General features: G+C 38.7%; 13 protein-coding genes. 3 read left to right on the top strand and 10 right to left on the bottom strand.

From position 1 onward, the window contains the following. Positions 1-239: 239 nt before the first annotated feature. From GQR45_RS12385 to GQR45_RS12360, 6 genes are all read right to left on the bottom strand, one after another. Positions 240-1,253, bottom strand: coding sequence for an IS110 family transposase (locus GQR45_RS12385; protein ID WP_165725710.1), 1,014 nt, complete (start codon positions 1,251-1,253; stop codon positions 240-242). A gap of 214 nt (positions 1,254-1,467) precedes the next feature. After that, positions 1,468-3,192: a proline--tRNA ligase gene (locus tag GQR45_RS12380; protein ID WP_024589214.1), complete on the bottom strand. Its 1,725-nt coding sequence runs from the start codon at positions 3,190-3,192 to the stop codon at positions 1,468-1,470. A gap of 89 nt (positions 3,193-3,281) precedes the next feature. Next, positions 3,282-3,986 carry a tRNA (N6-threonylcarbamoyladenosine(37)-N6)-methyltransferase TrmO gene (gene tsaA, locus GQR45_RS12375; RefSeq protein WP_007586811.1) on the bottom strand — a complete coding sequence of 235 codons (705 nt, stop codon included), beginning with the start codon at positions 3,984-3,986 and terminating at the stop codon, positions 3,282-3,284. 413 nt (positions 3,987-4,399) lie between these two features. Next, the gene (locus GQR45_RS12370) at positions 4,400-4,969 is read right to left on the bottom strand and encodes an outer membrane beta-barrel protein (protein ID WP_007586810.1); all 570 of its coding nucleotides are present in this window, start codon (positions 4,967-4,969) and stop codon (positions 4,400-4,402) included. Positions 4,970-5,228: 259 nt separating this feature from the next. Next, positions 5,229-5,693: an acyl-CoA thioesterase gene (locus GQR45_RS12365; RefSeq protein WP_007586808.1), complete on the bottom strand. Its 465-nt coding sequence runs from the start codon at positions 5,691-5,693 to the stop codon at positions 5,229-5,231. 132 nt (positions 5,694-5,825) lie between these two features. Next, positions 5,826-7,472, bottom strand: coding sequence for an electron transfer flavoprotein-ubiquinone oxidoreductase (locus GQR45_RS12360; RefSeq protein ID WP_165726098.1), 1,647 nt, complete (start codon positions 7,470-7,472; stop codon positions 5,826-5,828). 221 nt (positions 7,473-7,693) lie between these two features. Between GQR45_RS12360 and GQR45_RS12355 the strand changes: the two genes are divergently transcribed. Next, positions 7,694-8,443, top strand: coding sequence for an electron transfer flavoprotein subunit beta/FixA family protein (locus tag GQR45_RS12355; RefSeq protein WP_165726097.1), 750 nt, complete (start codon positions 7,694-7,696; stop codon positions 8,441-8,443). Beyond that, entirely contained in the window at positions 8,444-9,370 is a 927-nt protein-coding gene (locus GQR45_RS12350; protein ID WP_165726096.1) for an FAD-binding protein, read from the top strand. A gap of 140 nt (positions 9,371-9,510) precedes the next feature. Here GQR45_RS12350 and asnS read toward each other — a convergent pair whose 3' ends face one another. Next, positions 9,511-10,908: an asparagine--tRNA ligase gene (gene asnS / locus GQR45_RS12345; RefSeq protein WP_010552735.1), complete on the bottom strand. Its 1,398-nt coding sequence runs from the start codon at positions 10,906-10,908 to the stop codon at positions 9,511-9,513. 297 nt (positions 10,909-11,205) lie between these two features. On the opposite strand from asnS, the gene GQR45_RS12340 reads away from it, so the two are divergent. Next, positions 11,206-11,640, top strand: a complete 435-nt coding sequence (locus GQR45_RS12340) for an ATP-binding protein (protein WP_121953997.1) — start codon at positions 11,206-11,208, stop codon at positions 11,638-11,640. Between the two features lie 218 nt (positions 11,641-11,858). Here the strand turns inward: GQR45_RS12340 and GQR45_RS12330 are convergent, their stop codons facing one another. The 3 genes from GQR45_RS12330 to GQR45_RS21570 are packed head-to-tail and all read right to left on the bottom strand — an operon-like array spanning position 11,859 to position 14,494. Further along, on the bottom strand, positions 11,859-12,923 hold the full coding sequence (locus GQR45_RS12330; RefSeq protein WP_165726095.1) for a two-component system response regulator: 1,065 nt from the start codon (positions 12,921-12,923) through the stop codon (positions 11,859-11,861). 40 nt (positions 12,924-12,963) lie between these two features. After that, a complete protein-coding gene (locus tag GQR45_RS12325; protein ID WP_165726094.1) occupies positions 12,964-13,329 on the bottom strand; it encodes a response regulator in 366 nt (121 codons plus the stop codon). Next, positions 13,304-14,494: a PAS domain-containing sensor histidine kinase gene (locus GQR45_RS21570; protein ID WP_165726093.1), complete on the bottom strand. Its 1,191-nt coding sequence runs from the start codon at positions 14,492-14,494 to the stop codon at positions 13,304-13,306. Before GQR45_RS21570 ends, GQR45_RS12325 begins: the two co-directional genes overlap by 26 nt. Positions 14,495-14,532 lie beyond the last annotated feature (38 nt).

Genomic DNA, 14,532 nt, shown 5'->3' with positions numbered 1-14,532 from the left:
TTCATATATGGTCTCCTCCAGTATTGCAAGGTGTCATTCAACGATAGCAGGGACAGGTTTGCTGTCATATATACGGTCTTTTAGTGAAGATTATTACTTCTGACCTTGATGTAATCCGCGCATATTGTCCTGATCAGGTTATCGGTATTTACTACCACTGAACTCTATAGGTTTTCAATATGCAGGTTTGACCTGTTATGTCATCGTTTTAGCCACTTACGCAATTCTTTGAAGAGTATTTATACGGGTGAGTAACTCTCACCTGAAGCGCTAATAGCCCAAGCCATTCTCGCCATCTTGTTGGCATAAGCTACACATGCTCGATTATGCCCTCGAGTTTGAACCAGTCGGTTTATCCATTGACTTAATTTATCATTCTTCGTTTTTGCTCTTGAGACAACAGCTTTTGCTCCTTGGATCAACAGGCACCTTAAGTAGCTATTTCCTCGCTTACTTATCCCAAGTAAAGTATCTTTTCCGCCACTACTGTGTTGACGCGGAACGATACCTAAAGACGCTGAAACATCGCGGCCTCTTTTATAGTTACTGCCATTTCCAACTTCATTGAAATAGGCGCTTGATACCATAGGACCAAATCCAGGTATTGTTTGGATCCGTTGGCAAATATCATTATTTTTTGCTGTTTCAACTATTAATGTACTGTAAGTTTCAATGCAGCTGTCTAAGTTACTCAATTGTGTTTCTAACTGCTTTAGTACCGCTTTAAATGCGCCTGATAATCCGGTATTTTCATCTTCTAAAATTAGGGGGATACTTTTGCGTATTGTGTTTACACCCTGATTTAAAATAATTCCGTATTCAGCAGTTAAGCCTCGGATTTGATTGCATAGTGCCGTTCTTTGTCTGACCGCTAATTCTCTCGCTTTGTGCTGTGCTTGGTTATCTTGTTGCTCAACTGATTTTATACAGACACTCTTAATATGATGTTGTTTTGAAGCAACGCTAATTGCTAAAGCATCGTTATAATCATTTTTATTGCCAACTAAGAAGGCTTTTACATGCTGAGGTGGAATAAGCTTAATCTGATGACCACATTTTCTGATTTCTCGAGCCCAAAAATGAGAAGTTGCACAGGCCTCTAAAGCAACTAAACACGTAGTGTGTTGTTGGAAAAAAGATAACACTTGCGCACGCTTTAACATTTTCTTTTTAACTAAGCGCCCTTGTTCATTGCAGCACACCACATGGAAAAATCTTTTTGCTATGTCTAAACCAATTGTTGTAATCTTCATTTTGGTCTTCTCCCTTTGATTATTGTAACCACTTTAATCATGGCACATAGATGCCGTATAGGGAGGAGACCATTACATCAGGTTAAATACTTTAGGGAATAAAAATGACAATTATACGACAGTAATACTAAAGCCAAATAACACGCATAAAATTTAGGTATAAAAAAACCGCTTTTAAAAAGCGGTTTTAAAATTACTTATAAGTATTTTTAGCTTAACCTTTAACGGCTGCTTTAATTGCATCAATTGCTGTATCGATATCAATCATTAGCTTTTCACCTGTACGGCGGTTTTTAAGCTCAACTTTGTTTTCGTCAAGGTTACGCTCACCAATTACTAGCGTAAATGGCACACCAATGAGTTCCATATCGTTAAACATAACACCAGGGCGCTCTTTACGGTCATCAAATAACACATCAAGACCAGCATCTTTTAAACCTTGGTAAAGGTTATTTGCAATATCAGGAATACGATGTGATTTGTGCATGTTCATTGGAACAATTGCTAAATCGAATGGCGCGATTGATTTTGGCCAAATGATCCCGTATTGATCGTTGTTCTGCTCAATAGCAGCAGCAACAATACGTGAAACACCAATACCGTAACAACCCATAGTCATGGTTTGGTTTTTACCACCTTCGTTTAATACACCCGCTTTCATCGCTTCTGAGTATTTAGTGCCAAGTTGGAAAATATGACCTACTTCAATACCACGTTTAATTTGTAAAACGCCTTGGCCACATGGGCTCATATCGCCTTCAACAATATTACGAATATCAGCAACTTCGTAATCAGTTACGTCACGATCCCAGTTAATACCGCTGTAATGCTCGTCGTCTTTATTTGCACCGGCAACAAAATCAGCAAGTATGTTAGCGGCTCTATCAACAATAATAGGCATAGATAAGCCGACAGGGCCTAATGAGCCAGGTTTTGCGCCAATAGCAGCAACAATATCTGCCTCTGTTGCCATTTCAAGCGGAGAGTCTACTAATGGGTGCTTTTCAGCTTTTAGTTCATTTAATTCGTGATCGCCACGCAGTACTAAGGCTACTAAACCGCGTACTTCGTTTTCATCAGGCGTACCATAAACAATTAACGTTTTAACACCGCGATGTGGCTTAACACCGTAGTGTTTTTTAAGCTCGTTAATCGTTTTAGCGTCAGGAGTTGGAAACGCTTTAAGCTCTTTTGATGCTTCAGGGCGAGGCTCGCTTGGTGCCAGTGCTTCTGCTTTTTCAATATTAGCGGCGTAATCACTGCCATCACTAAACGCGATTGCATCTTCGCCCGACTCAGCAAGTACATGAAACTCGTGCGATACGCTACCACCAATAGAGCCTGTATCGGCTATAACAGGGCGGTAATCAAGGCCTAAACGCTCAAAAATATTACAATATGCTTTGTGCATTGCTTGATAAGTCGCATCTAAACACTCTTCACTTAAGTGAAAAGAGTAGGCATCTTTCATTGTAAATTCACGAGCACGCATTACACCAAAACGAGGACGACGTTCGTCGCGTACTTTAGTTTGTACTTGGTATAAAGTAACTGGTAATTGCTTGTAGCTGCTTATTTCTTTACGTACGAAATCAGTTATTACTTCTTCGTGTGTTGGGCCAAGTGCAAATGTACGGTTATGACGGTCTGTAAAGCGCATAAGCTCTGGACCAAATTCATTCCAACGGCCAGACTCTTCCCACAAATCAGCAGGTTGAATAACAGGCATAAGCATTTCAATTGCACCTGCTTTGTCCATCTCTTCACGTACAATGTTTTCTACTTTACGTAGCACGCGTAAACCAGAGGGTAACCAAGTGTATAAACCCGAAGCGACGCGGCGGATCATACCGGCTCTAAGCATTAACTGATGCGATACGATTTCAGCATCTGATGGCGTTTCTTTAAGTGTTGCGAGTATATATTGGCTTGTACGCATGTTTTTTCCGAAATAGAGTAATTATAATCTTTTAATAGAGCTTAAGTTTACCAGCGGATGCTTTTACACTAAAGCGCTAACTGAGTTATTTAGTTTTTTTCTATGCTTGTTACTACGTTATGCTCGCCATTGACTTGCCAGCGAATATTATAATTATACAGAGTCATACCATAGCTCTGCTCGCCGTCTTTTTGTTTTTTATATGCAGGGCGAGGATCTTGTTTTAAAACATTGGCAATAAAATCATGTAAATCTGGGTATTGTGTTTGCGCATTAACAAACTCAATTGCCTGAGGGCTAAATTCAACCGTCATTTGTGTTTCAGGGCGTGTATCTGCAAAGCCAGCACTTGCATCCGGCATAGAGTCTGAATACGGCAAATACGGTTTTATGTCAATAATCGGTGTGCCATCAAGTAAATCAATGCCAGCGAGTAATAAGCTAAGTTGTCCATTTTTATATTCAATACCTTCAAGTTTTACGGCGCTCATTCCAATTGCGTTTGGTCTGAATGTAGCACGAGTCGCAAATACACCTTTTCGCTCATTGCCACCCAAACGAGGCGGGCGCACCATGGCAGAATAACCTTTATCGGCTGTTTCATGAAAACGAAATAATAACCAAATATGAGTAAATTCATCTAAACCACGTACAAACTCTTCGCGATTAAAATCGGGGGCAAATATAAGCTTTGCTTTAGCTTGTGGCACTAAACGTGGTTGCCTAGGTATAGCAAACTTTTGTTTATAAGGAGATTGAATGTGGCCAATAGCCGAAATGGTATAATCGCTCATAGTACTCGAGTACAAATAAAATAGAGCGCTATTCTACCCGCATTTAGCATTTATGGCATTAATGTAAGCAAGTTTATTGCGTATACCAATTTTATTAAAAATATGATTATTCTACTGCATTAAATAGCGCACTTACTTTGTTAGGAATTATTCATAGTTGACTGCATGGATGCAGGAGGTAGAGCAATGCAGGGAGCAATTAGTGATAACAATTATATATTATAATTTTGCCTTGTTATTGCGCTATTTTCTTAGTGCTATAATAGAACACTTATTTAATGCACTTGGCATTATAGACCAAACGGTTTAAAGTTGTTTATTAGACTGATTGGTTTATATTAATATATTTAAAAAGAGTCTAAAACAAAAAAGGTAAGCCCTTGGGCTTACCTTTTATACATGCTAAAGACTAATTAAAACATGTATTGAACTGATACAGACGCTACATCCATATCTGGGTCAATGTCGTCATCAAGTTTATAACGCTCATACTCTAAACGAAATTGTACATTTGTTGTAAGCGCGTATTCAATACCAGCGCCGTAAAATGCATCACCACCATCTGTAGACGCTGATACGCCACCTACTGGTAAATCTTGTGTGTAATCTGCATCCCATTCAAGCCAACCGCCTTTTGCATACACAGAAAAGCTTTCTGTTATAGGGTAGCCCAAACGTGCGGCAAGCGATACGCCATCAATTTCAGCTTTGCTGTCTATATCACTTACTTCATCAAAGTTTTGATAAGCAAGCTCTAAGCTTAAGTACTCGTTAAATTGTGCACCAACGTAACCCTTAAGCATTTGTGCATCGTCGTCAAAGTCAGTGTCGTTATCACTGTCTTCAAATTCAAAAGAATATTGACCGTAACCGATACCAGTATAAATACGTGGAGAATCGAAATCAGAAATGTCAGCGTGTGCTGCAGAGTTAAAACCCAGTGTTGCTAGTGCAATAGCTGAAAGAGAAAGTGTTTTAATCATTGAATAGCTCCTTTACAAAAAATAATCAAATGCTTGATTTCATTAATCAAACTTCAATTATCTACTTGCAGCGAGCGTGCCAATATTAAAATGAATTAAAAACACGCCTTAATTAATTCTTTTGTATTGGTTTTTACGGTGTTTAGCGTGTTTTATAATCAAAGTGAACTTTTGTGTAATTGAGTACTCTAAAATAAGTTGTATGTTTTACAAAGTATAATGAGTTTTTTACATAGCCTGACTTTATTTAAACTAGTAATTACACTGTATGAAGCAAGTTTTCTGTTTCAATTGCTATTTCTTTCATTTTTATAGCGTAATTTTCTAATTTAATATCTTCTTCTGTTACAGCTTTAAACGAAGGCACTTCTATTGGGTAACCCGTTTCATCCATTGCAATAAAGCTGATAACACAATGATTTGTTTCAACCATATTTTGTGTTTTTGGATCGCCACAACGCACTTGTATAAATATTTGCATGCTACTTCTACCCGTATGGGCAATTTTAGCTTCTACTTCGACTATTTGACCTACTAGAATTGGGCGTCTAAATTTTACACCCGCAACCGAAACCGTTACGCAGTAGTGACCACTCCAACCCGCAGCACATGCATAGCCTGCTTGGTCAATCCATTTCATGACTGCTCCACCATGAACTTTACCACCAAAATTAACATCGGTAGGCTCTGCTAAAAAACGAAAAACAACTTTTGACGACGGCATAGATAACACTCTTATTATTAAAACTACTATTAGCATAACGTAAAAAAGGGGCCGAAGCCCCTGCAATTTAGGATATGTTTATAATTTATATGTAAAAAAAGTGACTATATGTGTATATAACGCATAATTTAGTTACATATTAGGGTAGTTTGGCCCACCAGCACCTTCTGGGGTTACCCAGGTAATGTTTTGGCTTGGGTCTTTAATATCGCAGGTTTTACAGTGCACACAGTTTTGGGCGTTAATAACAAACTCTTTATTGCCTGCTATTTCTTGTACTTCGTAAACGCCTGCTGGGCAATAACGTTGTGCGGGTTCATCAAATTTAACTAGGTTTACGTTAATAGGGATTGACACATCTTTGAGCTTTAAATGACAAGGCTGTGATTCTTCGTGGTTAGTATTTGATAAAAACACACTTGAGAGTTTATCAAAGCTAAGGTGTCCATCTGGCTTTGGGTACGCTATTTTGTCAGCGGCGTTAGCATCAACAAGGGTTGAATGATCGGGCGTATTATCTTTAAACGTAAAGGGTAAACCACCATTAAAAATGTTTTGATCAAGCGTGTTATACGCACCACCTATAAATTTACCTAATTTGTGCATAGCAGGGCCAAAGTTACGAGATTGATATAACTCTTTATATGCCCACGATTGCTCAAACGCAGTTTGATAATGAGTTAAATCGGTATTTGCCAACTCATTTTGCAATGCTTCAAAAATAGCTTCAGCGGCAACCATTCCTGATTTCATTGCGGTGTGATTACCTTTAATTTTTGCAAAATTAAGTGTGCCTGCATCGCACCCTATAATTAAGCCACCAGCAAAATGCATTTTTGGTAATGAATGTAAACCGCCCTTAGCAATAGCACGCGCACCGTAAGCAATACGTTCACCGCCTTCAAGTACGTTTTTAAATACTGGATGGTGCTTCATTCGCTGAAACTCATCGAACGGGCTTAAATGTGGGTTTGAGTAATTTAAATCAACAATTAAACCTACAACGACTTGGTTGTTTTCACTGTGATACATAAATGCACCACCATTAGTATCGCCGCTAAGTGGCCAACCTGTACCATGAACAACTTTGCCGAGCTCATGCTTACTTTCATCAATTTGCCAAATTTCTTTAAAGCCTAAACCGTAATGCTGCGGCGATGAATCTGCATCAAGTGCAAACTCATTAATTAGCTGCTTACCTAAATGACCTCGGCAGCCTTCTGCAAATATAGTGTATTTTGCACGAAGCTCCATGCCAGGCATGTAACCGTCTTTTTCATTACCGTCTTTGTCGACACCCATATCACCAGTAATAATGCCTTTTACTGCTTTATCTTCAATTATTAAAGAGTGTGCGCTAAATCCTGGAAAAATCTCTACGCCTAAGCTTTCAGCTTGCTCAGCAAGCCAGCGACATACATTACCCATAGATACAATGTAGTTACCGTCATTATGAAATGTTTTTGGCGTAGCAAAGTGGGGGATTGATGTCGATTTTTGCTCGTTATTAAACCAATAAATTTCATCGTTAGTTACTTTGGTTGTAACCGGTGCGCCAAGCTCTTGCCAATTTGGTAGCAGTTCATCCAAAGCTTTGGTTTCAAAAACAGCGCCTGAGAGTACATGTGCACCCACTTCAGAACCTTTTTCGACGACGCAAATCATGCACTCTTGTTGTTTTTCTTGTGCTAATTGCGCGAGTTTAATTGCACTTGAAAGCCCCGCAGGGCCTGCGCCAACAATTACTACATCAAATTCCATGGTTTCACGTTCGACCATAATAACCTCTTTATCTATGACGGACTTATTCGAATGTTTACTACGCATTTAAATAAGGTGTACAGCCTATTTTTAACCTTGCAAATTAAACGTTACAGACTGTGAATAGTTAAAGGTTATTTTAGGTTGACGTTTACGTCAACAGGAAGTAGTCTAATTTCATAAAATAAATAAGTTGACGTGCACGTTACCTTGTAGGTTTAAATAATTATGGAGTTCCTATGAAAGTTCTCGTACCAATAAAAAGAGTGATTGATTACAACGTAAAAGCACGCGTTAAAAGTGATAACAGCGACGTGGATTTAACCAACGTAAAAATGGCAATGAACCCGTTTTGTGAAATTGCTATAGAAGAAGCAATCCGCCTTAAAGAAGCCGGTACAGCCAATGAAGTTGTTGCTGTTACTATTGGTCCTAAAGCATCGCAAGAGCAATTGCGCACAGCATTAGCACTGGGTGCCGACAAAGCCATTCACATCGAAACCGATGAAAAGCTCGAGTCACTCCATATTGCAAAGCTACTCGCTAAAATTGTAGAGCAAGAATCTCCAGAACTTGTAATTTTAGGTAAACAGTCAATCGATTCAGATAATAATCAGACAGGTCAAATGCTAGCGGCTTTAACTAAACGTGGCCAAGGTACATTTGCATCCAAGGTTGTTATTGAAAATGGCAAAGTAAACGTGACCCGCGAAGTTGATGGGGGCCTGCAAACGGTAGCACTTAATTTACCGGCGGTTGTTACAACTGATTTACGCTTAAACGAGCCTCGTTACGCATCACTGCCAAATATTATGAAAGCCAAACGTAAGTCGCTTGAAGTAATAGCAGCTGATTCGCTTGGTGTTGATTTAACACCGCGTATTCAATTAATAAGTGTAGAAGAGCCAGCTAAACGTACCGCAGGAATTATTGTTGAAGACGTTGCACAGCTTGTAGAAAAATTAAAAACAGAGGCAAAGGTGATTTAAATGAAAACACTCGTAATTGCAGAGAACGACAACGGTGCCTTAAAACCAGAAACCTCAAAAACTATTAACGCCGCAGTAAAAATTGGTTTTCCTGTTGATGTACTTATTGCAGGTAACAGCCTAAGCGCAATGAGCTCACAAGTGGCCAGCATTGATGGCGTAGCTAATGTTTTAGTTGCCGATAATAGCGTTTATGAACATCAGTTAGCTGAGAGCATGAGCGATTTAGTTTTATCTCTTAGCGACACCTACAGCCACATTGTTGCAAGTGCTACTACAACAGGCAAAAATTTTATGCCACGTGTTGCTGCGTTATTAGATGTTGCGCAAATTTCTGAAATTATCGCAGTAGTGGACGCCGATACATTTAAACGTCCAATTTATGCAGGTAATGCAATCGCAACAGTTAAATCACTCGACAGTAAAAAAGTAATTACCGTACGTGCTAGTAGCTTTGATTTACAAGGCGAGCAATCAGCAGCGGCTATAACAAGCATTGATACAGTGTCTGATTCGCAATTAAGTAGCTTTGTAAGTGTTGAACAAACAGAGTCTGAACGACCTGAACTTACAGCTGCCACTGTGGTTATATCGGGTGGTCGCGGTATGCAAAACGGTGAAAACTTTGCACTACTTAATGGTATTGCCGATAAACTCGGTGCAGCGATTGGTGCGTCGCGCGCAGCGGTTGATGCAGGCTTTGTACCTAACGACATGCAAGTAGGGCAAACAGGTAAAATTGTAGCGCCTAATTTATATATTGCAGTAGGTATTAGCGGTGCTATTCAGCATTTAGCCGGTATGAAAGACTCAAAAGTAATTGTCGCGATTAATAAAGACCCCGATGCACCTATTTTTCAAGTCGCTGATTACGGTTTAGTGGCTGATTTGTTTGAAGTACTGCCACAGTTAGAGAGTGCTTTATAGCGCTTAATTAAGCAAAATTTATTCTGGTTGAAAGCCGTGGTGCTCTTTGAGTGCTGCGGCTTTTTTATTCGGTAAATTAAAGACACAAAAAAACCAGCCAATTGGCTGGTTTTTAGTATTTATAAACGGCTAACTTAGTATTAGTAAGTTGCGCTGCCTTTAGTACGAGGGAAGGCAATAACGTCACGTACGTTGCCCATACCTGTTACATAAGCAACTAAGCGTTCAAAGCCTAAACCAAAGCCTGAGTGTGGCACGCTACCGTATTTACGTAAATCGCGGTACCAGCTGTAATCTTCTTTGTTTAAGCCCATTTCTTCTAAGCGTGCATCAAGTACATCAAGGCGTTCTTCACGTTGTGAACCACCAATGATCTCACCAATACCGGGTGCTACAATGTCCATTGCGGCAACGGTTTTACCGTCTTCGTTTTGGCGCATGTAGAATGCTTTAATGTCACGTGGGTAGTTTTTAATAACTACCGGTGCTTTAAAGTGCTCTTCAGCTAAGTAACGCTCGTGCTCAGATTGTAAATCTACACCCCATTCAACAGCGTACTCAAACTTTTTACCACAGTTTTTAAGGATCTCTACTGCTTCAGTGTAATTTACCTGTGCGAAGTCTTTTTCTACAAATTCTTCTAAACGCGTAATTGCGGTTTTTTCTACACGTTGTGCAAAAAATTCCATGTCATCACGGCGCTCTTCAAGTACGGCTTTAAACACATACTTAAGCATATTTTCAGCAAGTTTTGCGATGTCTTCTAAATCAGCAAACGCAACTTCAGGCTCTACCATCCAAAATTCTGCAAGGTGGCGTGATGTATTTGAATTTTCTGCACGGAATGTTGGCCCAAACGTGTAAATTTTTGACATTGCAGACGCGTAAGTTTCGCCATTTAACTGGCCAGATACAGTAAGGAATGCTTCTTTACCGAAGAAATCTTCGCTGTAATCAACTTCGCCTTTGTCTGTAAGCGGTAAGTTTTGCATATCAAGCGTAGACACACGGAACATTTCGCCAGCGCCTTCACAGTCACTTGCCGTAATAATTGGCGTACTGATCCAGTAAAAGCCTTGCTCGTGGTAAAAACGGTGAATAGCTTGTGCTAAACAGTTACGTACACGAGTTACCGCGCCAATCATATTTGTACGAGGGCGAAGGTGAGCGTGCTCACGTAAGTACTCAATGCTGTGGCGTTTTGCCGACATTGGGTATGAATCTGGGTTCTCTACCCAACCTAATACAGTCACTGTATTAGCTTGAATTTCGTAAGATTGACCTTGACCAGCAGATTGTACTAAAACACCAGTAACCGACACAGAACAACCGGCTGTTAAGCTAGTAACTTCATCATAATTATTCAGTGAATTAGGAACTACCGCTTGAATAGGATCAAAACACGAACCGTCATGAACGGCTAAAAATGAAATTCCTGCTTTTGAATCGCGGCGAGTACGGATCCAGCCCTTAATTGTTACTTGGCTGTCTACCGCAACATTGCCTTTTAATAGCTCTGAAATCGCTAAATGGCTCATCTTCACTCCAATGATATAAGTTGCCTAACTATTTTATTTTAACTGTGCGCAGCACTCGGGCATAAATTGCACATAAACGGCGCTGCACTTGAACCCTGTATCTTACCTAGTAAAGTTGAATAAAAAAACTATTGTGGGCAACTCTTTAAAAGTTTTTATGCATGCGGTTTATTTTTAAACAGTTTTTAGAGTTTAATTACTACTATTATGATTTGTTGCTCTTAAATTTAATGATTTTGTGGCATTATTAACAAACAAATCAAATTAATATTTATTCACACTTAAAAAATCGATGCTATGAAACAAGTTTTTATTTTACGAGGACTACCAGGAAGCGGTAAGTCTTACTACGCGCAAAGCCTTGCTGACGAATTAGGTGGAGTTGACGAAAGCCAATACCTAATCTGCTCAACTGATGATTACTTTATTAATGAGCTGGGCGAATATCATTTCGATAAATTTAAATTGTCGCAATTTCATAATTTAAATTTAGCGCGCTTTATAAATGCACTTGCTCAAGGTATGCCATTGGTAATTGTAGATAACACCAATATTAAAAAGTGGGAATTTATAGCTTACACTCAAGCTGCTGTTGCTTTAGGTTATCAAGTAAAAGAAGTGATAGTGGGTGAAGTGAAAGACAAATCAATGCAGCACTTATATGCTAAACGTAACTCGCATAATGTCCCGCTTAAAACAATAAGCAAAATGGCCTACATGTTTGAGTGGTAGTGCTAAATTTTAGACTGCACATCTAAATTATTTTGAGTTATAGTATCTAAATGAGCAGTGATTTTTTCATTGCTCCAATCCCACCAAGCTATATCTAGCAGCGTATTTATTGTTTTATCGTCAAATATAAAAACCTACTTGAGGAAAACCTTCCATTGGTGAAGGATTATTGGGGTTTGGTCCGTTCATGGGGTTCCCTCTAATTAATTATGGACGTGTTACTTTTCAGCATACTTTTGTTTAATTGCTAAAATCTCTTCTTGAACTGCAAAAAAAGCATCCACTACTGCGGGGTCAAAGTGCTTCCCACTACCTTCTTTAATAATGGCAAATGTTTTTTCTTGTGAGAATGATTTTTTATAAGGACGTTTTGAGGAGAGAGCATCAAATACATCAGCAATAGCAACTACGCGTGCTGCAATTGGAATTTCATTACCTTTTAAGCCATCAGGATAACCAGAGCCGTCCCATTTTTCATGATGTGAGCGGGCAATAATTTCACCGAGTTTAATAACCTCAGAATCAGAACCTGAAAGTATGCTGGCGCCTACAACGGTGTGCTGTTTCATTATTTCCCATTCTGCAGCATCTAATTGTCCTGCTTTAAGCAAAATATGGTCAGGTGTAGAAATCTTTCCGAGGTCATGCATCGACGCTGAAAATAAAATATTTTCAACTGTTCCCTCATCTAGCCCTACACTGCGTGCAACGGCCTCAGAATACAAACTCATACGTTGAATGTGCGCACCAGTTTCTTCATCTTTATATTCAGCAGCTTTAGTTAATCTATTAATTGTTTCAAGCGATGCGTCTTTAATAGCTTGCATTGCTTGTTTTAATGACTCAGTTCTTTGGGCTACTTCAGCTTCTAATTGCTTCTGATAATTAGTTCTTAAATCGTTATAGTCTTTAATTTTAAGAAGGGACTTAACACGCGATAACAACTCGTTTTTATCTACAGGCTTTGTAATAAAATCATCACAACCAGCATCAATTCCTTTTACTCGTTCTTTTGTCTCTCTTAAAGCAGTAATAAGTATGATAGGTAAAAGTTTTAATACAGCATTTTCTCTAACACGGCGCGTTACTTCAAAACCGTTCATACCGGGCATCATTATATCAAGTAAAATAAGGTCTACAGGTTGTTGTGCTAAGATATCTAATGCTTGTTGCCCGCCAGTCGCTGTTACTGTTTTATATCCCTTGGGTTCAAGATAAGCTTGCATGAGTTCTATATTTTGAAGATTGTCATCAACAACCAAAATTAAAGGGCTATCTTTCATTAACTTTTCCTGCGTATTAAGGTTTGAACCAGGGTGGTTATTACTTTATATATAAACTTATTTGTTTAGCGAACATGCGTGTGTCTATAGGCTTAGAAATATACGCACTGTTAGGTATACACAGTAATTGGTCTATATCAGCGGGTAAAACAGAAGCCGTAACAAATACAATAGGGATATTTGCAGTTTCTTTTTCATCACGCAAAATTTTGGCAATTTCTGTTCCAGACATATCTGGTAGTTGAACATCTAAAATAATAATTTTTGGGTGTTCACGTCTTATTGCCAAAAGGGCATCTTTTGCATTCATTGCCGTGAATACTTCAAAATTTGCCATGAGTAAAAGATCCTCCTCTAGCAATAGATTATTAGCGTTATCGTCAACTACTACTATTTTGGTTTTCATTATGCTTTACCATAGGCTTTTGTTTAATTGGCAAAGTTATACGAACCGATGTGCCTTTATTAACACCTTCAGATTCAATAACAAATTCGCCTCCATGCAACTTTACTAGACTTTTTGCAATAGGCAGTCCAAGTCCTGTACCTTCTGTTAATCTAGAGTAGGGGGTTTCTATGCGAAAAAAGCCTTCAAATATTTTTTCCATATTTTCAGCCGCAATACCAATACCCGTATCCCAAATTGTTATTTCTATTTCTGTATCAGTATGTCGTGTTTTAACGCCAATTTGACCCTCATCGGGTGTAAACTTCACTGCATTTGAAAGCAAATTATAAAGTATCTGTTTAACCTTAAGGGAGTCAGCTTCAATTGGTGGCAAGTCATCAGCAATATCAAGACACATATTCAATTTTTTCTGGTTAGCTGTATCTGCTGTAAGCCCTGTAATTTCGTGCAATACTTGGCGTATCGGCAAATGAGAGATGGTTAGAGTCATTTTTCCAGCTTCAATTTTTGCCATATCCAGTATTTCGTTAATAAGTAACAGTAAGTGTTTGCCACTTACCAGTACATTTTTAACATACTGTTTTTGTTTGTCGTTTAAAGTGCCAAATGTCTCATCGTAAAGTATCTCAGAAAAACCATTAATAGAATTAAGCGGGGTTCTCAGTTCATGCGACATATTTGCTAAAAACTCTGACTTAACTCGAGCCGCACTTTCTAAATCATTTGTAAGTACTTCTAATTCTTTGTTTGCTTTTACTAACCCTTCTTGAATCGCATTACGTTCGGTAATATCTTCGATAGATAATAAAATAATTCGATCTTTTGACTGAGTACGCTTAATTTGCCTTGCGTTGAGCAGCATTGTACGCCAGCCAATTGTTTTAAAATTATGCTCAACTTTGTAATCATCAAAGCTCGTTTTTTGGGGTAATATGGTTTCTAATAATTCACGAAGCTTGGGAATGTTCCATTGATTATTACCAAGGTCATATATTAACTTTCCAACGGTGTCTTTGTGATTAGCGCGGAAAAACTCATAAAATGAGCGACTCGCTGTTACTACTCTTAAGTGCTGGTCTAAAACAATCAGTGGTTCTCGAACCGTATTTACAATACTTTCGGAATATTCTAATAGTTCTTTCTTGGTACTTATTTTATTCACTATCTAGATCCTTTGTACCATTAAGGGCTGAACAACTT

It is taken from the genome of Pseudoalteromonas sp. SA25 (assembly GCF_011378705.1).
Taxonomy (GTDB): domain Bacteria; phylum Pseudomonadota; class Gammaproteobacteria; order Enterobacterales; family Alteromonadaceae; genus Pseudoalteromonas; species Pseudoalteromonas arctica.
The sequence above is the reverse complement of the archived record's forward strand: the minus strand, read 5'-3'. Positions and strand labels throughout refer to the sequence as shown.